The following is an 18,919-nucleotide window of genomic DNA, read 5'->3' as shown; positions in this document are numbered from 1 at the left end:
CAGGTGGGGGTGGGCGGGGCGCAGGACGGCCCGCTCGCCCTCACCGCCTGTAACACCCGTGCAGTACGGTGTCCGATCAGTGAAAGCCGGTCGGTCGCGGGGAGGGCGCCATGACACTGGAGGCCGCAGGGGTGTCGGACGCCGAGGAGTCCGTGTACCGGCACCTGGTGACGGCGGGCCAGGCCTCGGCCGGTGACGTCGCCGCGCGCACCGGGCTGAGCCCGGCGGAGGCCGAGGCGGTGCTCGACGCGCTGACCGTCAAGGGCATGGCGAGCCACACCGACGTGCTGCCGCGGCGCTTCCGGGCCACTCCCCCGGACGTGGCGCTGATGCCCCGGCTGAAGCGCAACGCCGACGCGCTCGACCTCGCCCGCGCCGAGGCCACCGGTCTGCTGCAGGTGTACCGCGACACGATGCGGCGGCGGGACGCCAGCGAGCTGATCGAGGTCATCACCGGCTCCGAGGCGCTGCGCCAGCACCTGCGCCAGATCCAGGCGAGCGCCCAGGACGAGATGCTCTGGTTCTGCAAGGCCCAGTACGTGGCGATGCCCTCGGGCAGCAACGAGTCGGAGTTCGAGGCGCTGGGGCGCGGGGTGCGCTACCGGGTGCTGTACGAGAAGGCGTTCTTCGACGACGAGGGAGCCGTTGACAACGTTGTTGCGGGGGTGCGCGCCGGGGAGGTGGCCCGCGCGGTGCCGCACCTGCCGCTGCGGCTGGCGGTCGCGGACCGCGCCATCGCGATCTGCCCGCTGGTGCCCGGCGGACCGCAGGGCAGCCCCGAGGAACCGACCGCCGCGCTGGTGCGGGACAGCAATCTGCTCGCCGCGCTCATCGCGCTGTTCGAGCGCTACTGGGAGGACGCCGTCCCGCTGGACGTCGACGACGCGGGCGCGGTCGCCGGGACCGACGGGGTCGGCGGCCCGGACCCGCTGTCCGCGGTCGACCGGCGGCTGCTCGCCCTGCTGGTGGCGGGGGTCACCGACAAGGCGGTGGCCACCCAACTGGGCCTGAGCCGCCGGACGGTGCAGCGGCACATCCAGCGCATGATGGAACTCGCCGGCGCGGCCACCCGGATGCAGCTGGCCTGGCAGGCGGCCCGCCGGGGCTGGCTGTGACGGACGCCCGGCCGGAACGGCCGGGACCACCGGGACGGCCGGGACCTGGCCGCGCGGCCCGCGTTCCCGTCACCACCCCGTCGGTACGCGGTCGGTGGTCCGGGGAGCCGACCGCTCCCGCACCCAGCGGTACAGGACCAGCGAGCACACCGCCGCGAACGCGCACCAGGTCGAGATGAACTCGGTCCTCCACAGCAGCCAGCAGAGTGCCGCGCCGATCGCCACCAGCACGCCGAGCAGGCGCAGGGTGCCGGTGGCGGACAGCAGCAGCGAGCCGATCGTGGCCAGCAGGTAGCCCGCCACCAGGACCTCCGCGCCGGGCAGGGAGACGGCGTAGCCGACGGTGTGGCCGCGGATGTCGGCCGTCACGGGGTGCGTGGCCAGGCGGTACGCCAGCACCGCCGCGGTGAGCAGGCCGGCGGCGAGCGGGACCAGCAGCGGGCGTACGGCCCTGCGCGGTGCCACGCACAGCACCCCCACCGGCACCCACACCGCGAGCAGCGGCAGCGCGATGGCCGCCCAGACGACCGTGGCGGGCCCCTGACCGCCGCCGGAGCGCCAGACCAGTGACTCGACGATCTGGTGGACGCCCAGGAGCAGCGGCAGCCCGGCCAGCGGCAGGTCGGCCGTTCCGCGGGCCCGGGCCACGCAGGCCACGCCGACGGCCGCGATCGCGGAGCCGGCCACGAGATCGGCCGTCGCACTGAAGCACATCACGCCCCCGGGGGTCGTCGCACGGGTTCCGTGTCCCGTGCCTGCCGTGCTCACGCTAAGGTGCCGGGCGTCCCGGCACCGTGACCGGTACCGCCGTTCGGGCCCTGTCACCGGCCGCCCTCAGCCGCCGGATCCGGCCGTCCGCCGCCGGAGTACCGTCAGGGGCCCTTCCCGGTGAGCCGTCATCGCGAAGGGGAACCGGTCGAGCTCCAGGCAGAGATCGACGTCGTCCGGGTGGTACCCGCCGCGCCGCCCGGCGGCGAGGTCCGCCGCGGCCCGGGAGGTCCTCGCGCGGTGGAGGTACGGGCCCGCCTCCACCTCGTCCCCGGTGACGCACCGGCCGATGTACTCGGCGCAGGCCAGGTCCTCCTCGGCCCGGCCCTCCCCGCCGGTGACGACGAACGTCACCGGGCCGCGGGCCTGTTCGCGCAGGAACCGCGCGGTCGGGCCGGCCACCACGAAGCTCGCGCACAGGACCAGGGGTGCGTCCGCGACGGCCAGTGCGCCCACGGTTCCCGCCGTCGTCTTCTGCACCAGGGTGCGTCCGGTGAGGTCGCGGGACCTGAGCAGACCGGGAGAGTTCACCGCGTCGAAGCCCGCCGCGGGGGCGCCGTCCTTCAGGGCGAGCCAGCCCGGGTTGCTCTCCTTCAGCGCGAGTGCCGCACTGCGCGTCGGGGCCAGGACGATCTTCTCCACTCCGCGCGAGAAGGCCCAGGCGGCGACGGTGAAGGCCCGCATCACGTCGATGACGACGGCGACGCGGGGGACGCCGGTCAGGTCCGGGATGCCGACGAAGTGGTGGCCCATCACCCCATTCTGGCGCCCCGGGACCACTCGGCGTAGTAGAAGCCGTGGTCCGAATTGGGCGTCCGGCGCACCGCGGCGCGCTGCCAGCGGCCGGGGTCGCCCTCGCCCCAGGAGAACAGGTAGTCGATCTTGCGGCCGTCGTCGTAGGTCGGCCGGGCGTACTGCGGACCGGTCTCGCGCGGGCCGCCCGCCTCGCGGCCGGCGCCGTACAGGACGTCCAGTTCCGGTGCGGCGGGCGGTGCGTTCAGGTCGCCCGCCAGGAGGACCGGGCCGTCGGCGCCGAGCGGGTGGACGCCGTCCGGCCGCCATCCGCCGTGCAGGAACGGCGCACTTCGTACCGGTGTCGACGAACGCGCTGCGCATGCCCAACTCCCGCGCGAACCGCTCCCCTTGCGCCTCGCAGACCTCCTGGAGACCGATGAACAGCCACCGGTCCAGGTCGCCCTCCGTGAGGTCCCCGATGGCGTCGGCCTCGTCCCTGATCCAGCCGCCCGCGTCGCCCCGGTGGCCGATGTTCCCGTAGATGTTGAAGGTGCCGACGTAGTGGCTCCGGGACCCGTCCGGTACCGCCGCCGCGTCGGGTGCGGCGCCGCTGCGCGCGGGGAGCGCCACCAGGAGGCACAGGAGAACGGTCACGACCGCCCTGGCCGCGCCGCGTCCCCTCGTCCGCCGCGTCGTCATGACGGGACGGTACCCTCGCGCCGGCCCGACGGGACGGGCACGAGCGCCGGTTGTGACGGAACCGACCTCCCGGGGCGGCCGGTGTCAGCGGCGCCGGTAGAGCGTGATCGAGTGGCCGACCTCGTCGACCGGCGTGCTGGTGGCGAGCAGCGCGGCCAGCCGCCCGTCGGCCTTCGCCACCGCCGAGTCGGACACCACGAGCAGTCCGTGCACCTCGCCGAGCGGGGCCTTGAGCGGATCGGAGGCGTCGATGCCGTAGTGGGCGGGCACGCCCGCGCCCTTGTACACGAGCCAGGCCCGCTCGCCGGAGTGGTGACGGTGCAGGTGGTCCGCGAGGCGGCCCAGGTCCTGGCCCCAGTCGACGTTCGAGTCGTGCAGCCGCAGATGGGTCCTGGACGGTCCGCCGAAGGCCTCGTTGGAGTACGGCAGGTAGTACGGGTAGGTGCGCAGCGAGCTGACCGCGACGAAGCAGACCAGCGCCGCCGTCGCCCAGGGGACGGCGCGGTGGCGCAGGAGCGTCACCGCGGCGGCGGCGACGGCCAGGAACATCGGCATGAAGACCGCGTACCGCACGCCGAGGTCCCGGGCGCCGTTCATGGAGACGGCCAGCAGCACGGCCGCGGGGAGGAGGACGTACGGGAGGGCGGGGCGCAGCCGGCGTACGGCCAGGAGCGCGGCGGCGCCCGCGCCCCACAGCGCGAGCGCGCCGAGCGGGGTCTTCACCAGCAGCGCGGCCGGCAGGTAGTACCAGAGCGAGCCCTCGTAGAGCCGCCCGAAGAGGAAGCCCTGCCAGACGTCGTACTCGAAGCCGAACTGGATGCGCATGCCGTCCCGGTACGCCTCCGGGAACGGCAGCCACGCCGCCACCCGGCCGCGCATCCCGGGGATGTCCGGCACGTTCGCGTCCGCCGCCCAGCGCAGCCGGGGGTCGACGACGAGGTAGGCCGCCCACACGACGGCGACCGCGACCAGCGCCGTGCCGACGGCGGCGACGGCCGCGTGCAGGAGGAGCCTCGCCCGGGCACGGCGGTCCGGTCCGGGAGTGCGGCGGGCGTGCAGGTGGGACAGGAGGGCCGACAGGATCAGCACCGGGAACAGCGGCAGCACGCTCATCTTGGTGGCCGCTGCCGCCCCGAACGCCGCACCGGCGAGGGGCAGATGGAGGCGCGGGTGTTCGCGGGCCCGCCACAGCAGCCAGGCGCAGGTGAGGAGGAACCCGGCCGCCGGTACGTCGAGCGTGGCCAGCGAGCCGTTCGCGATCACGTCCGGGGAGAACGCGTACAGGGCGAGCGCCACGAGTCCGCCGGCCGGGCCGGTCAGGTCGCGGGCGAACGCGAGGACGACGAGTCCGAACAGCAGCGTCAGGACGATCACGGGCAGGCGGGCCGCGAGCATCAGCCGGTCGGGGTCGTTGCCCGCCTCGTACAGCACGTGGCGGCCCAGCGCCTTCTGGCTGCCGGTGAAGCCGCGGTCCAGGTGCGCGTCGGTGAACACCAGGCCGGCGGCGACGACCAGCTTGCCCAGGGGCGGGTGCTCGGGGTTGTAGCGGAGGCTGCGTTCCTTGAGGTAGACCTCGGCCGTCCCCACGTACACGGGTTCGTCGATGGTGGGGGTCTGCTCGACGGCGGCGGTGACCATCGCGATCGCCATCTGGGCGAGGAGCGCGAGGACGGCCAGCGCGTAGGGCCACCGCCGGCGCCGCACGGACCGGACGTACCGCAGCAACTTCCTGCGGCGGTCCGGGCGTTCGGCCGTGGCCGGCGGTCCGGGCGGGTGGGGTGCGGTGGGCCCGCCGCCTCCGGCCGGGTCGGCCGGGACGGCCCGCGGCGCGCTCATGCGGCACAGCTTTCCACCAACCCTCCCCGTGTGTGACGTTCTTGGGTCGGACGGGCCACAAGTGTTGGGCGCTCCGTAACCGTTGTGCCTCCTGGGGCCTCTTGGCACGGGGGTGAAAAGCCGGGACCCTGAACTGCACATGTCATACAGGGCGTTGGCCTGCGCAGGGCCGATGAGGAGGACGCTTGTGAACGGCAGACCGGCATCGAAGTCCCTCGGATCCCGGCGCTGGGGCCGGAAGTCGCTAGGCGTCCTGGCGGGCGCCGCGGCCCTGGTCCTCGTGTTCCCGGCCACCGCCCTGGCGGCGCCGCCCCCCGCCCTGCCCGCGAACGCGGAAGCGCTGGACTCGACGTTCCAGCCGGCCTACGACTACGACACCGACGGCTGCTACGCCACGGCGGCCATCGGCCCCGACGGGACCGTCAACGGCGGGCTCAACCCGAGCGGCGCGCTGAACGGCCAGTGCCGTGACGCCTCCGACCTGGACAGCGTCAACACCTACTCGCGCTCCAAGTGCAACAACGGCTGGTGCGCGATCGTCTACGGCTCCTACTTCGAGAAGGATCAGGCCGTGGCCGGCAGCGGGCTCGGCGGGCACCGGCACGACTGGGAGCACGTCGTGGTGTGGGTGCAGAACAACGAGGCGCAGTACGTCTCGACGTCCAACCACGGCTCGTTCACCGTGCACAACCGCTCGGCGATCCGCTGGGACGGGACGCACGCCAAGGTCGTCTACCACAAGGACGGGATCAGCACGCACTGCTTCCGCGCCGCGACCGCGGGGGACGAGCCGCCGGAGAACCACAAGGGGACCTGGCAGCGCCCGCCGCTGGTCGGCTGGAACGGCTACCCGGGCACCCTGCGCTCCACGCTGACCTCGTACAACTTCGGGAGTGCGACGCTCGGCATCAAGGACAGCACGTTCAACTCGCACCTCGCGTCGGCCAAGCCGTCGGGGATCGCCTTCGACCCCAACGCCTGAGCGGGCACCGCACCGCGGAGCATCCTGATTGCCGGGGCCCTGTCGTCGGGGGCCGCGGCCGTCAGGGGGCGGCGGCGTCCCGGCCCGCGCCGGGGGCGCCGCCGTCCCGCCGGTCCGGCAGGACCTCCGCCGCGAAGGCGGCGACGTCCTGGACGAGCCGTTCGGGCTCCTCCAGGTGCAGGGCGTGGCCCGCGCCCCCGTACACGAGGAGCCGCGCCCCGAGGACCGCGTCGAGGATCCGCTGCTGGTCGGCGCGCGGCAGGATGCCGTCGGCGTCGCCCCACAGCACGAGCGTGGGCACCAGGATGCCCCGCAGCGTGGCCGCGAGGTCCGTCTCCAGCAGGCCGCGCAGGGTCTCCCGCCACACCCGCGCGGGCACCTTCAGACTCTCCTCGGTGAGCGTCGCCAGGAGTCCGCGCCCCGGCGGCCGGGCCGTGAGGCCACGCAGCAGTTCCTCGACCAGGGCACGCGGTACGGGGCCGTCGAGACCGCGCACCTCCTCCGCCAGGGCCGTCGCGGCAGGCTTGTCGGCGAGGGTGGCGGGGACGCCCGCCAGGACCAGGCCCGCCACCCGGTCGGGGTGGCTGCCCGCGACCAGCCGCGCGGCCACCCCGCCGCTGGACACGCCGACCAGGACCGCGCGCCGGACGCCCACGGCGTCGAGGAACTCCACGAGGTCACCGGCGAAGTCCTCGGGGGCGTAGCCGTGCGGGGGCCGTTCGGCGTCGCCGTGGCCGCGCTGGGTGGGGGCGTACCCGCGCAGCGCGACGGGCAGGCGCGCGAGCAGGGGCTCGAACGTCCACCAGGAGTCCGCGATCCCGTGCACGAACACGACGGGGACGCCGTCCGGCCGGCCCGCCCGCGCGTACGGGAGGACGAGTCCGCTCCGCAGGTGTGCGGCCTGTACCGCGATCGCGCTCACGGCGGCCCTCCTGACGCGGTCGGCCCCCCTCGCACGCGGACCGTCGGGACGGCCCGGCGGTCCTCCTCATCGTAAGGACGTGTACGGAGGAGCGCCCGTCCGCCCGTCTTCGCTTCACCTCTTGACGCGGTTGGTTCAGACCTTTAGGTTCACCGATCGCCAGGATTTCACGCATGCACTCATCGTTCATATCCATGAACATCGGCATCCATCAAAGACCCCCGAAAGACCCCCGCATGCGCGCCAACATCGGCATCCGACGGCGCCTGGCCACCTTGCTGGACAACGACCGCAACCAGATCGAACTGTTCACCGCCCTGCTGCTGTCCCTGCCCGGCAGCCCGATCCTCTACTACGGGGACGAGATCGGCATGGGCGACAACATCTGGCTCGGTGACCGCGACGCGGTGCGCACCCCCATGCAGTGGACCCCCGACCGCAACGCGGGCTTTTCCTCCTGCGATCCCGGCCGGCTGTTCCTGCCCACCATCATGGACCCCGTCCACGGCTACCAGGTCACCAACGTCGAAGCCTCCATGAGCAACCCCTCGTCGCTGCTCCACTGGACCCGGCGCATGATCGAGATCCGCAAACAGAACCCCGCCTTCGGCCTGGGCTCCTACACCGAACTACCCTCCTCCAACCCCGCCGTCATCGCCTTTTTGCGCGAATACAAAGACGACCTSGTGCTGTGCGTGCACAACTTCTCCCGCTTCGCCCAGCCCACCGAACTGGACCTGCAGACCTTCGCCGGACGCCACCCCGTCGAACTCATCGGCGGCGTCCGCTTCCCCGCCATCGGCGAACTGCCCTACCTCCTCACCCTCGCCGGCCACGGCTTCTACTGGTTCCGCCTCCGCAAGGACACGGCACCGCTCACCAAACGCCGATTGACGGTGTGCTCCTGAAAGGACGGGTCGTCATGCGCAAGGTCGTCTCACCCCGCCCCAGCGGCCACACTCCGGCTCATCTGCTGATCTCGCTCGCGGACATGCTCCGGGCCTGGCTGCCCGAACAGCGCTGGTTCGCGGGCAAGGGCCGACGGGTCACGGAGCTGACGCTGCTCTCGGTGACGGAGCTGCACCCGGCATGTCTGCACCTGCTGGTCCGCACCGGCCGGAGTTCCTCCGCGTCGGCGCCCGACGACTGCTACCAGCTGTTCCTCGGGGTCGGGGAGGTACTGCCTCCCCGACTGGCCCACGCCCGCATCGGGCGGGCGAGCGAGGGGCCGCTGGCCGGCCTGACGGTGTACGACGCCCTCCAGGAGCCGCGGTCGGCCGATCTGCTCCTGGAGCGGCTGCGCACCGCGGGGACGGCGGGGCCCCTGCGGTTCGAGCGGGATCCGAAGGTGTCCGTCCCCGCCGGTCTGGCACCGCGCCTCCTCGACGCCGAGCAGTCCAACTCCTCGCTGGTGTACGGGGATGCGTACATCCTCAAGGTCTTCCGGCGGGTCCAGCCCGGCGTCAACCCGGACCTGGAGGTGCCCTGGGCCCTGGCCCGCCAGGGATGCACCCGCGTCCCGGCCCCCGTGGCCTGGTTCCGGACCTCGGAGCCGCAGGCGGCGACGCTCGGCGTGCTCCAGCCGTTCCTGCCGGACGCCGTCGACGGATGGACCCTGGCGCTCGAAGCGCTCACCGCGGGGCGGCACTTCACGGACGAGGCGTACGAGCTGGGGCGGGCGACCGCCGAGGTGCACGTCGCGCTGGCCGCGGCGTTCGCCCTCGGTGCGCCGGCCGGGCACGGCAGCAGGCGGCTCGCGGCCGCGATGACCGCGCGGCTGGAGGCGACCAGCCGGGCGGTGCCGGAGCTGCTCCCCCACGTCGAGGGGCTGCGGGGCGCCTTCGACGAACTCGCCGTCCTCGACTCGGGCCGGCCGGTGCAGCGCATCCACGGTGATCTGCACCTCGGCCAGGTGCTGTGGGCCGGGGAGCGGTGGTCCGTCATCGACTTCGAGGGCGAGCCGGCCCGTCCCGTCGCCGAACGACGGCAGCCGCAGTCCCCCGTGCGCGACGTCGCGGGGATGCTGCGCTCCTTCGACTACGCCGCCCGCAGCCGCCACCCGTGGCGGCCGGAGTGGGCGCGCCGCTGCCGGGACGCCTACTGCGCCGGGTACGCCGCCCAGGCGCGGTGGGATCCCCGCGCGCAGCCCGAGCTGCTGCGCGCGTACGAGACGGACCGGGCCGTGTACGAGGCCCTGTACGAGGCACGGCACCGGCCCGACTGGCTGCCCGTGCCGATGGCGGCGATCGCCCGCCTGGCCCAGCAGCACCCCGCGTCATCCGGTGGTCCGCACACGCCGGTCCCGTCCTTCCACAGCGCCCAAGGAGGCTGACACCGTGGCATCCCGGAACATCTCCGTACCCCTGACCCCACCGTCGTCCAAGGACGTCCGACCCAACGGGGCGGGTCCGGCCGGGGTGGTGCCGGGCGGACCCGGCCCGCGGGAGCCGGTGTCCTCGATGGAGGGGGCGGACCGGGAGCGACTGCTGTCGGGAACCCATCACGACCCGCACTCCCTGCTGGGGGCGCACCCGGTGCCGGACGGTGTGGTGGTCCGCGCGCTGCGGCCGTTCGCCGAGTCCGTGGCGGTGGCGCTGCCCGACGGGCTGCGGATGGTGCTGGACAGCGAGGGCGACGGCCTCTTCTCGGGCGTGCTGCCGCTGGACTCCGTACCCGAGTACACCCTGCTGGTCCGGTACGCGGGCGGTGTCGAGCTGGAGGTGGGCGACCCGTACCGCTTCCTGCCGGCGCTGGGCGAGCTCGATCTGCACCTGATCCGGGAGGGGCGGCACGAGCAGCTGTGGCGGGCGCTCGGGGCCGAGCCGATGGAGCACCAGGGCGTGGCCGGCACTCGCTTCACGGTGTGGGCGCCGAACGCGCGGGGCGTGCGGGTCGCCGGGGACTTCACCTTCTGGGACGGCACGCAGTTCCCGATGCGCTCGCTGGGCTCCTCCGGGGTGTGGGAGCTGTTCCTGCCCGGTGTCGGCGAGGGCGTGCGGTACAAGTTCGAGATCACCTCCCGCCACGGGGACCGGTTCCTCAAGGCCGACCCGATGGCGCGCCGCACCGAGGTGCCGCCCGACACGGCGTCCGTCGTCACGGCCTCGCACTACGAGTGGGACGACGCGCACTGGCTGGCGCACCGCGGTGACCGGCCGGTGCACGAGGCGCCGTTCTCGGTGTACGAGGTGCACCTCCCGTCCTGGCGGCCCGGCCTGACGTACCGTCAGCTGGCGGACGAGCTGCCCGCGTACGTCAGCGACCTCGGGTTCACGCACGTGGAGCTGATGCCGGTCGCCGAGCACCCCTTCGGCGGCTCCTGGGGCTACCAGGTCACCGGCTTCTACGCCCCCACCTCGCGGCTCGGCGGCCCCGACGACTTCAAGTACCTCGTCGACGCCCTGCACCGGGCGGGCATCGGCGTGATCATGGACTGGGTGCCCGCGCACTTCCCCAAGGACGACTGGGCGCTGGCCCGCTTCGACGGGGAGCCGCTGTACGAGCCGGGGGACGACCGGCGCGCCGAGCACCCCGACTGGGGCACCTACGAGTTCGACTTCGACCGGGTGGAGGTGCGCAACTTCCTCGTCGCCAACGCGGTGTACTGGTGCGAGGAGTTCCACATCGACGGGCTGCGGGTCGACGCCGTCGCCTCCATGCTCTACCTCGACTACTCGCGCGAGGACGGGCAGTGGGCACCGAACGCCTTCGGCGGCCGGGAGGACCTCGGCGCGATGGCGTTCCTGCAGGAGATGAACGCGACGCTGTACCGGCGGGTGCCGGGGATCGTGACCATCGCGGAGGAGTCGACCGCCTGGGAGGGCGTGACCCGCTCCACCGACTCCGGCGGCCTCGGCTTCGGGCTCAAGTGGAACATGGGCTGGATGCACGACTCGCTGGAGTACATCGCCCACGAGCCCGTGCACCGCAAGTACCACCACAACGAGATGACCTTCTCGATGGTGTACGCGTACAGCGAGAACTACGTGCTGCCCATCTCGCACGACGAGGTGGTCCACGGCAAGCAGGCGCTGGTGTCGAAGATGCCCGGCGACTGGTGGCAGCAGCGGGCCACCCACCGCGCCTACCTGGGCTACATGTGGGCCCACCCCGGCAAGCAGCTCCTGTTCATGGGGCAGGAGTTCGCGCAGGGCGCCGAGTGGTCGGAGGAACACGGGCCCGACTGGGGACTGCTGGATCCGGCCTACGGGGCCGAGGCCGACCACCGGGGCGTACGCGACCTGGTGCGCGAGCTCAACACGCGGTACCGGGCCACGCGCGCGCTCTGGGAGCGGGACACCTCGCCCGCCGGGTTCGCCTGGGTCGCCGGGGACGCCGCCGAGGACAACGTCTTCGCCTTCCTGCGCTTCGCGGCGGACGGGTCGCCGCTGCTGGCCGTCTCCAACTTCTCGCCGGTGGTGCGGCACGACTACCGGCTGGGGGTGCCCGACCACGTGCGGGCCTGGCAGGAGGTCCTGAACACCGACGCGCTGTGTTTCGGCGGCAGCGGCGTCACCCGTACCGGTCCCGTCAAGGCAGACGCGCAGGGGTGGCAGGGGTGGGCGGCCAGTGTGCGGCTCACGCTGCCGCCGCTCGCGACGGTGTGGCTGCGGCCGGCCTAGAACGTCTCCGGAGGGCCGGACGTGTGCAGGGCCCGTCCCGTGTCATGGGCGGGCCGCCCGTGCCGTGTCACGGCGGGCAGGTCCCGTGGCACGGCGGGCATGTCCCGTGTCACGGCGGGCACCTCCTGTCCCGGTCGTTCGTTGCACGGTGGCCGCCCTCCGGCACCGATTCCGCAGCGCAGATTGGACTCCCGTGGCCGACACCACCCCCTCCCCCTGGCCCCACTCCCCCGTCAAGGTCGGCCTGGTCGGCGCCGGCCCCTGGGCGCGCGGGGTGCACGCGCCCGTGCTCGCCGCCGGCCCCGAGACCGAGCTGACGGCGGTGTGGGCGCGGCGCCCCGAGGCGGCGCGGGAGACCGCCGAGCCGTACGGGGCCGTCGCCGTGTCGCGCTTCGAGGAGCTGCTCGACCTCTGCGAGGCGGTGGCCTTCGCGGTGCCGCCGGACGTCCAGGCGGACCTCGCGGGCCGCGCGGCCAAGGCCGGCAAGGCCCTGCTGCTGGAGAAGCCGATCGGGCTCGACGTACCGTCCGCCCGGGGGCTGGTCGACGCGATCGACGAGGCCGGCGTCGTCTCGCAGGTCGTCCTCACCAATCGTTACCACCCCGCGGCGCAGGAGTTCCTGCGGGCCGCACGGGACATCGAGGTGTCGGGCGCCCGTGCGGCCGGCCTGAGCGGAGCCTTCCTCGGGGGTGACTTCGCGACCCCCTGGCGTCTTGAGCACGGGGCGCTGCTGGACATCGGACCCCACATCCTGGACCTGCTGGACGCCGCCCTGGGGCCCGTCGTGCGGATCCGCGGCACGGGAGACCCGCACCGGTGGGTGGAGCTGACCTGCGAGCACGAGAGCGGTGCGGTCAGCCAGGCCTCGCTGTCCGGGTCGGTCGCCGTGGAGCACGGGATCATGCGGGTCGAGCTGTTCGGGCCGCAGAGTCCGGGGCTCGTGTACGACAGCGCCGACCTCGACCACGATGCGTGCTGGCCGGTGCTGCGCCGGGCCTTCGCGGGCGCCGTGCGGACGGGGGTGCCCGGCGAGCTGGACGCCCGGCGCGGTCTCCACCTCCAGGAGCTGATCGCGCGGGCCGCGGCGGACGCCGCCGGCTGAGCGATCCGCCCCCGGCCCCGCAGCCGGTCCGTCCCTCAGCCCCGCAGCCGCTCCGCCAGCTCGTCGGCGTCGGCGACGAACCAGGTCTGCTGTCCGCGGTTGCACTCGCGGACGAAGTCGCGCAGCGCGGAACTGTCCGCCGTGTGGCGGGAGATGTCCCCGAGGACCACGAGCCCGAGGCGGTAGTTCGCGAACTTCTGGACGATGTCGCCGGCGACGCGCGTGCTCAGCCGGAAGAACGCCCCGTCGAGCCGCTCGGCGGGGACGACGGCCCAGCGCGCGCCCTGGTACGAGGCCTCGCCGATGACGTCCAGGGCGTCGCGTTCGCCGCCGATGGGCCCGCCCTCGGCGGCGCACAGGAGGACGGGCACGTCATGGATCGTCCGCAAGGTGTTCATGGAGGGCGAGGCTAGTTCCGTACGCGGCCGGAGGCGACGCAATTCCCGGGCGGGGCCCCGGGCAGGGCCCCTGGCCGGTCCGGTACTCCGGGTCCTCGCGGCCGGTCAGGCGCTCGCGCCGTAGCGGCGCAGCGCGGGCATCGTCGCGGCCAGCACCAGCATGGACACGACGACGAGCAGGCCGCCGCCCGCGACCGCCGCGCGGGGGCCCAGCGCCGATCCGGCCGTGCCGTGCAGGACGTCGGCCAGTCGCGGGCCGCCCGCCACGACGACCGTGAAGACGCCCTGCATCCGGCCCCGCAGTTCGTCGGTGACGGCCGACAGGAGGATGGCCCCGCGGAAGACCATGGAGACCATGTCGGCGACCCCGGCGGCGACGAGGAACGCCACGGCCACCCAGAGGTTGGCGCTCAGCCCGAATCCGGTGACGGCCACCCCCCAGGCGACCACGGCGACGATGACCATGAGGCCGTGCCGGCGGATGCGGGAGAAGGTGCCCGACAGGAGCCCGCCGAGCACCGCGCCGATGGGCACCGCCGCGAACAGGAGGCCGAGCGCCAGCCCTTCGTCGTACGACGCGTACGTCTCGGAGGCGAGCTGGGGGAACAGGGCGCGCGGCATGCCGAACACCATGGCGATGATGTCGGCGAGGAAGGACAGCAGCAGCACCTGGTGCAGCGAGATGTAGCGGAAGCCCTCCGCGATCCCCCGCAGCCCGGCCCGGCCGGCCTTCGCCGTGGCGGTGGCCAGGGGCGGCAGTGGGGGCAGGCGGTGGACGGCCCACACCGTGACGCACAGGGCCACGGCGTCGATCAGGTAGAGCTCGGCCAGGCCCACCACGGGTATCAGCGCCCCGGCCAGCAGCGGGCCCGCGACCAGGCCGGTCTGCATGACCGTGGAGCCGAGCGCGTTCGCCGCGGCCAGTTCCTCCGGGGGCACGAGCCGGGCGATGGAGGCCTGGCGGGCCGGGGAGTTGAGGCCGAAGAACGCCTGCTGGAGGGCGAGCAGCACCATCAGGACGGCGACCGAGCCGAGTCCGGTGGCGGCCTGGACCCAGAAGAGCAGGGAGGTCACCGCGATGCCGGTGTTGGTGACGAGGAGCAGCTTGCGCCGGTCCACGGTGTCCGCGATGGCCCCGCCCCAGAGCGCGAAGACGACGAGGGGCAGCAGGCCCGCGAAGCTCGCGTACCCGACCCAGGCCGAGGACCCGGTGATGTCGTAGATCTGCTTGGGCACGGCGACGGCGGTGAGCTGGCTGCCCACGGCGGTGACGATGGTCGACGACCACAGGCGCCGGTACGCGGGCCGGCGCAGCGGCCGGGMGTCCATGGCCCAGCGGCGCCACCCGGTCCTCGCCGGGTCGGCCGGGCCCTCCGGAGCCGCCGGACCCGTCCGGTCCGGCGCGTCCGTCCGGTCCGGTGCGTCCGCGGAGTCCGTCCGGTCCGGCGGGCTGGCGTCCTGGGTGTGCCGTTCCACGCTGTCGTCCGCCCTGCCCTTGCTGGTGTCCACGCCCGTCCTGATTGCTCTGACCACTGTGATTGCCCGATACATCTTTCGGTCGGGTTCACTATCGCCGATGCGCGGCGATCGGCGCGCGGCGGGTCGGTACGTGGACAGGGACGGGACGCTGCGGGGTAAGGCCGGTCAGCCCGCGGGGGTCCGGTCGACGGCCCCGTCGAGCAGTGCCGCCGCCTGGTCCCGGGCCTGCTCCAGCGCCCCGGGGAAGACGCGCAGACCGAAGGCGACGAGCGCGCCCTCGTGGAGCAGCATCAGGGTGCGGCCCAGGCTCTCGGCGGAGCCGGGTGCCAGCGGGCGCACGAGGTCGGTGAACAGCGTGAGCATCCACTGCTTCTGGCCGGTGATGATCGCGTACGCCGGGTGCGACGGGTCGTCGATCTCGGCGTGGGCGTTGACCATGCCGCAGCCCCTGGGGCTGTTCTCGTCCATCCACGCGCGCGACACGTCGAAGACGGCCAGGACGCGCTCCCGCGGCGACGCGCAGGCGTCGAGGCGTTCGGCGAGGCGGGCCCGCCAGCGCTCGTCGCGGTCGGCGAGGTACTCGACGACGAGCTGGTCCTTGGAGCCGAAGCGGTCGTAGAGCGTCTTCTTGGTGACGCCCGCCTCCGCGGCGATCAGGTCGACGCCGACGGCGTGGATGCCGCGCTCGTAGAACAGCCGCCCCGCCGCCGTCAGGGCACGGCGGGCGGCGGGGGTCATCGGTACGCGGTGGGGCGCTTCCGCAGGGCTCATGCACCCATTGTAGACCGATCTGTATACTCGATCTCCACGGGTATACAGATCGGTCTACTTTCGGGTCGGCCGACCACCTATGGAGGTGTGCGGTGTCGTGAACGTTCTCCTGTCGGTCGCGTTCGTGGTGGCCTGGAGCTCCGGTTTCATCGGGGCAAAACTCGGGTCGGGCAGCGCCTCCACGCTCACCCTCCTGATGTGGCGCTTCCTGCCTCTGGCCCTCGTCCTCGGCGCCGTCGCCCTGACCGCCGCCCGTTCCTCCTGGCGCGGGCTCGGACCGCGCGACTTGCTCCGGCAGGCCGTCGTCGGACTGCTGTCGCAGAGCGGCTACCTCCTGACCGTGTACTACGCGATCGAGCTGGGCGTCTCCAGCGGGACGACGGCCCTCATCGACGGCACGCAGCCCCTGGTGGCCGGCGCGCTGGCCGGGCCGCTGCTCGGCGTGGCCGTGTCGCGCGCCCAGTGGCTCGGGCTGGGCCTGGGCGTGGCGGGGGMGGTCGTCGTGACCGCGGCCGACGCGGGCGCCGCGACGGGGGTCGCGTGGTGGGCGTACCTCGTGCCCTTCCTCGGCATGCTGAGCCTGGTCGCGGCGACGTTCCTCGACCGCCGCTCCCGCACGGACGTCCGCCCGATGGTGTCGATGACGGTCCACGCCGTGACCAGCGCCCTCGTGTTCACCGCCCTGGCCGCCGCCACCGGAGGCCTGACACCGCCGGCGGACGGTTCCTTCTGGACCGCGGTGGTGTGGCTCGTGGTGCTCTCCACGTTCGGCGGGTACGGGCTGTACTGGCTGATCCTGCGGCGCTCGGGGGTGACCGAGGTCAACACGCTCATGTTCCTGATGGCCCCCGTGACCGCCGTGTGGGGCGCGCTGATGTTCGGCGAGCACTTCGGCGTGCAGACGGCGGCGGGGCTCGCGCTCGGCCTGCTGGCCGTCGTCGTCGTGCACCGCGGGGACCGGCGCGGGCGCTCACGCCCCGGCGATCAGCGTGACCCCGAGCACGATCATCGTCGCGGCGATCAGGGCGTCCAGCACCCGCCACGCCGACGGCCGGGCCAGGAGCGGGCTGAGCAGCCGGGCGCCGAAGCCGAGCGCGGCGAACCAGACCAGGCTGGCGGCCACCGCACCGAGACCGAAGGTCCAGCGCCAGGGCCCGCGGTCGGCGGCGATGGAGCCGAGCAGGAACACGGTGTCGAGGTAGACGTGCGGGTTCAGCCAGGTCATCGCCAGGCAGGTGAGGACGGCCCGCCGCCGCGAGCCGGCGGTCCCGGCCGCCCCGGTCGTCCCGGCGGCACCAGCCGTTCCGATGGCACCGGCGGCCCCGGACTCCATGCCCAGCGCCGAGGGCCGCAGGACCCGCCGCGCCGCGAGGCACCCGTACCCGATCAGGAAGAGGCCGCCGATCAGCGCGACCGCGGTCAGCACCGACGGCCAGGCCACCACCACCGCGCCGACCCCGCCGACGCCCAGCGCGATGAGCGCCGCGTCGGACAGGGCGCAGATGCCCACCACGGCGAGCACCGCGTCGCGGCGGACGCCCTGGCGCAGGACGAAGGCGTTCTGGGCGCCGATGGCGACGATCAGGGAGAGGCCGGTGCCGAACCCGGCGGCCGTGGCGGTCAGTGCGCTGTTCACGGCGCCCACGCTAGGAAACCGGCCACCGGAAAGTACAGCTAAAGATTCTTACGTATCCTTAGCCGTCGTGATGACCGACCTGCCGCTCGACCAGGTGCGGACCCTGCTGACCGTCGTGGACGAGGGCACCTTCGAGGCCGCGGCCGCCGTGCTGCACGTGACGCCGTCCGCGGTGAGCCAGCGGGTCAAGGCCCTCGAACAGCGCACCGGACGGGTGCTCCTGCTGCGCACGAAGCCGGTCCGGCCGACCGGGTCGGGGGAGGCCGTCGTGCGCTTCGCGCGCCGGCTCGCCGCCCTGGAGCGCGACACCCGGGCCGAGCTGGGCATGTCCGGCACCGGGGAGCCGACACGGCTGCCGATCGCGGTGAACGCCGACTCGCTGGCGACCTGGTTCCTGCCCGCGCTCACGCGCGTGCCCGCGGACCTGCCGCTCTGCTACGAGCTGCGCCGCGAGGACCAGGACCACACGGCCGCGCTGCTGCGGGAGGGGCTGGTGATGGCGGCCGTCACCTCGTCGCCGGACGCGGTGCCGGGCTGCTCCGTGCACGCCCTCGGACGCATGCGGTACGTGCCGGTGGCGAGCCCCTCCTTCGTGGCGCGGTGGTTCGGCGGACGGTCCGGCAGCCCGTCGCGGGAGCTCCTGCGCGCCGCGCCCGTGATCGTCTTCGACCGGCGGGACGACCTCCAGGACGCGTTCGTCCGCGAGCCGGCCCACGGCGGCGGGCCGGTCCGAGACGGGGAGCCGGTCCGAGACGGGAAGTCGGCTCCGGACAGGGAGCCGGCCCCGGACGCGCGGGGCGCGGGTGCGGTGCGGCATCTGGTGCCGACCTCGGAGGGGTTCGCCGAGGCCGTCGCCGCCGGGATGGGCTGGGGCATGGTCCCCGAGGTGCAGGCGGACCCGCTGCTGCGCTCGGGACGGCTCGTACGGCTCGCACCGGACCGGCACATCGACGTCCCGCTGTTCTGGCAGCAGTGGAAGCTCGGCTCCCCGGCCCTGGCGGCCGTCGCTCAGGCGGTCAGGGCGGAGGCGGCACGGACGCTGGACCGCGACCCGACCGGCTGAACGGGACGAGACGGGACGGGACGAAACGGAACGGGCGGAGGGACCGTCCGAACGGGCCGCCACTCCCCTGTGGCGCGTCACGCCGCCGGGCCGGGCCCCGCCTCCCGCTCCAGGAAGCTGATCACCTGGTCGGCGAGGCTGTCCACGGCCGAGTCGGTACGGGCGCCGACGCCGACGGCCGGGTCGTGCGCGCCGATGCCGCCCGACCAGAGGTAGCGCTCGGTCCACTCGTCGTCGACCTTCAACTGGACCTGGACGTCCACCAGGGACAGGCAGCCCTCCGGCGCGGCGGCGTACAGGACGGAGGTGACCCGGCGCAGCGGGTAGACGTCGAAGCCCTCGATGAACTGGGAGTTGCGCCAGTCCAGGAAGGCGCTTTCGCCGTCGTTTCCGGCCCGGATGTCGAGTTGACCGTCTTCGAGGTGAATACCGAAGTGCTCCGTCGCACGGTTCTCGACGGTCACCCGGAACCGGAAGTAGACCAGCCCTTCGGCGGCGTCGTCCCGCCCGCGCGGCGGCTCGGCCTTTTCCAGGCGGTGGACGCGGACGCGCAGGCCGGCATGCCCGTCGTCGTACTCCTGCCAGTCCCCGACCACATTCGGTTCGTACACGGTCCACCTCTCGACCTCAGAGGGCTGCTTCCTATCTCTGCGGACGACGGGGTGTCAAATGAGCGGAATGGGCGTTGGCCAGGGATTTTGCCCCGGCTGATCGCCGATCAAGCCGTGCGCAGCCAGAACCCGGGCCCCAGGCGTCACGGCCGTCGACCGGGGGTGCTGCACATCACGTCC

15 protein-coding genes and 2 pseudogenes are annotated in these 18,919 nt (G+C 73.6%); 8 read left to right on the top strand and 9 right to left on the bottom strand.

Features of this window, described 5'->3' with window-relative positions; genetic code table 11:
* Window positions 1-110 precede the first annotated feature (110 nt).
* Window positions 111-1,115 carry a helix-turn-helix transcriptional regulator gene (locus tag FGF04_RS09205; protein ID WP_149510766.1) on the top strand — a complete coding sequence of 335 codons (1,005 nt, stop codon included), beginning with the start codon at window positions 111-113 and terminating at the stop codon, window positions 1,113-1,115.
* Between the two features lie 69 nt (window positions 1,116-1,184).
* On the opposite strand, the gene FGF04_RS09200 is transcribed toward FGF04_RS09205, so the two are convergent.
* The 3 genes from FGF04_RS09200 to FGF04_RS09190 form a co-directional block, all read right to left on the bottom strand.
* Window positions 1,185-1,829, bottom strand: a complete 645-nt coding sequence (locus tag FGF04_RS09200; protein ID WP_149510797.1) for a DUF6629 family protein — start codon at window positions 1,827-1,829, stop codon at window positions 1,185-1,187.
* A gap of 120 nt (window positions 1,830-1,949) precedes the next feature.
* A complete protein-coding gene (locus FGF04_RS09195) occupies window positions 1,950-2,636 on the bottom strand; it encodes a 2-phosphosulfolactate phosphatase (protein ID WP_149510765.1) in 687 nt (228 codons plus the stop codon).
* 765 nt (window positions 2,637-3,401) lie between these two features.
* Entirely contained in the window at window positions 3,402-5,153 is a 1,752-nt protein-coding gene (locus FGF04_RS09190) for an ArnT family glycosyltransferase (protein WP_149510764.1), read from the bottom strand.
* A 253-nt stretch (window positions 5,154-5,406) separates the two neighbouring features.
* On the opposite strand from FGF04_RS09190, the gene FGF04_RS09185 reads away from it, so the two are divergent.
* Window positions 5,407-6,135, top strand: a complete 729-nt coding sequence (locus FGF04_RS09185) for an NPP1 family protein (protein WP_408055598.1) — start codon at window positions 5,407-5,409, stop codon at window positions 6,133-6,135.
* Between the two features lie 61 nt (window positions 6,136-6,196).
* On the opposite strand, the gene FGF04_RS09180 is transcribed toward FGF04_RS09185, so the two are convergent.
* On the bottom strand, window positions 6,197-7,057 hold the full coding sequence (locus FGF04_RS09180; protein WP_149510762.1) for an alpha/beta fold hydrolase: 861 nt from the start codon (window positions 7,055-7,057) through the stop codon (window positions 6,197-6,199).
* Between the two features lie 224 nt (window positions 7,058-7,281).
* Here FGF04_RS09180 and FGF04_RS09175 point away from each other — a divergent pair.
* The 4 genes and pseudogenes from FGF04_RS09175 to FGF04_RS09160 all read left to right on the top strand — a co-directional run.
* A pseudogene (locus tag FGF04_RS09175) lies at window positions 7,282-7,965 on the top strand (alpha-glucosidase C-terminal domain-containing protein); the annotation flags it as partial.
* A gap of 14 nt (window positions 7,966-7,979) precedes the next feature.
* Window positions 7,980-9,389, top strand: a complete 1,410-nt coding sequence (locus FGF04_RS09170; protein ID WP_149510761.1) for a maltokinase N-terminal cap-like domain-containing protein — start codon at window positions 7,980-7,982, stop codon at window positions 9,387-9,389.
* A gap of 127 nt (window positions 9,390-9,516) precedes the next feature.
* On the top strand, window positions 9,517-11,679 hold the full coding sequence (gene glgB / locus FGF04_RS09165) for a 1,4-alpha-glucan branching enzyme (protein ID WP_149510795.1): 2,163 nt from the start codon (window positions 9,517-9,519) through the stop codon (window positions 11,677-11,679).
* A gap of 193 nt (window positions 11,680-11,872) precedes the next feature.
* Window positions 11,873-12,781 carry a Gfo/Idh/MocA family protein gene (locus tag FGF04_RS09160; protein WP_149510760.1) on the top strand — a complete coding sequence of 303 codons (909 nt, stop codon included), beginning with the start codon at window positions 11,873-11,875 and terminating at the stop codon, window positions 12,779-12,781.
* Between the two features lie 35 nt (window positions 12,782-12,816).
* On the opposite strand, the gene FGF04_RS09155 is transcribed toward FGF04_RS09160, so the two are convergent.
* From FGF04_RS09155 to FGF04_RS09145, 3 genes are all read right to left on the bottom strand, one after another.
* Window positions 12,817-13,179: a DUF4180 domain-containing protein gene (locus tag FGF04_RS09155; protein WP_149510759.1), complete on the bottom strand. Its 363-nt coding sequence runs from the start codon at window positions 13,177-13,179 to the stop codon at window positions 12,817-12,819.
* 105 nt (window positions 13,180-13,284) lie between these two features.
* Entirely contained in the window at window positions 13,285-14,688 is a 1,404-nt protein-coding gene (locus FGF04_RS09150) for an MFS transporter (RefSeq protein ID WP_235882249.1), read from the bottom strand.
* Between the two features lie 135 nt (window positions 14,689-14,823).
* Window positions 14,824-15,429, bottom strand: coding sequence for a TetR/AcrR family transcriptional regulator (locus tag FGF04_RS09145; RefSeq protein ID WP_149510758.1), 606 nt, complete (start codon window positions 15,427-15,429; stop codon window positions 14,824-14,826).
* A 97-nt stretch (window positions 15,430-15,526) separates the two neighbouring features.
* Between FGF04_RS09145 and FGF04_RS09140 the strand changes: the two are divergent.
* Window positions 15,527-16,414: pseudogene (locus tag FGF04_RS09140) on the top strand (DMT family transporter); the annotation flags it as partial.
* Here FGF04_RS09140 and FGF04_RS09135 read toward each other — a convergent pair.
* Window positions 16,400-17,065, bottom strand: coding sequence for a LysE/ArgO family amino acid transporter (locus tag FGF04_RS09135; RefSeq protein WP_149510757.1), 666 nt, complete (start codon window positions 17,063-17,065; stop codon window positions 16,400-16,402). The pseudogene FGF04_RS09140 and the gene FGF04_RS09135 sit on opposite strands and share 15 nt — an antisense overlap.
* A 67-nt stretch (window positions 17,066-17,132) precedes the next feature.
* On the opposite strand from FGF04_RS09135, the gene FGF04_RS09130 reads away from it, so the two are divergent.
* Complete coding sequence (locus FGF04_RS09130; RefSeq protein WP_149510756.1) at window positions 17,133-18,128, top strand: LysR family transcriptional regulator ArgP; 996 nt, start codon at window positions 17,133-17,135, stop codon at window positions 18,126-18,128.
* 77 nt (window positions 18,129-18,205) lie between these two features.
* Here FGF04_RS09130 and FGF04_RS09125 read toward each other — a convergent pair whose 3' ends face one another.
* Complete coding sequence (locus FGF04_RS09125) at window positions 18,206-18,739, bottom strand: hypothetical protein (protein ID WP_149510755.1); 534 nt, start codon at window positions 18,737-18,739, stop codon at window positions 18,206-18,208.
* Window positions 18,740-18,919 lie beyond the last annotated feature (180 nt).

It is taken from the genome of Streptomyces apricus (assembly GCF_008369065.1).
Taxonomy (GTDB): Bacteria; Actinomycetota; Actinomycetes; order Streptomycetales; family Streptomycetaceae; genus Streptomyces; species Streptomyces apricus.
This window is presented reverse-complemented; position numbering and strand designations above follow the sequence as displayed.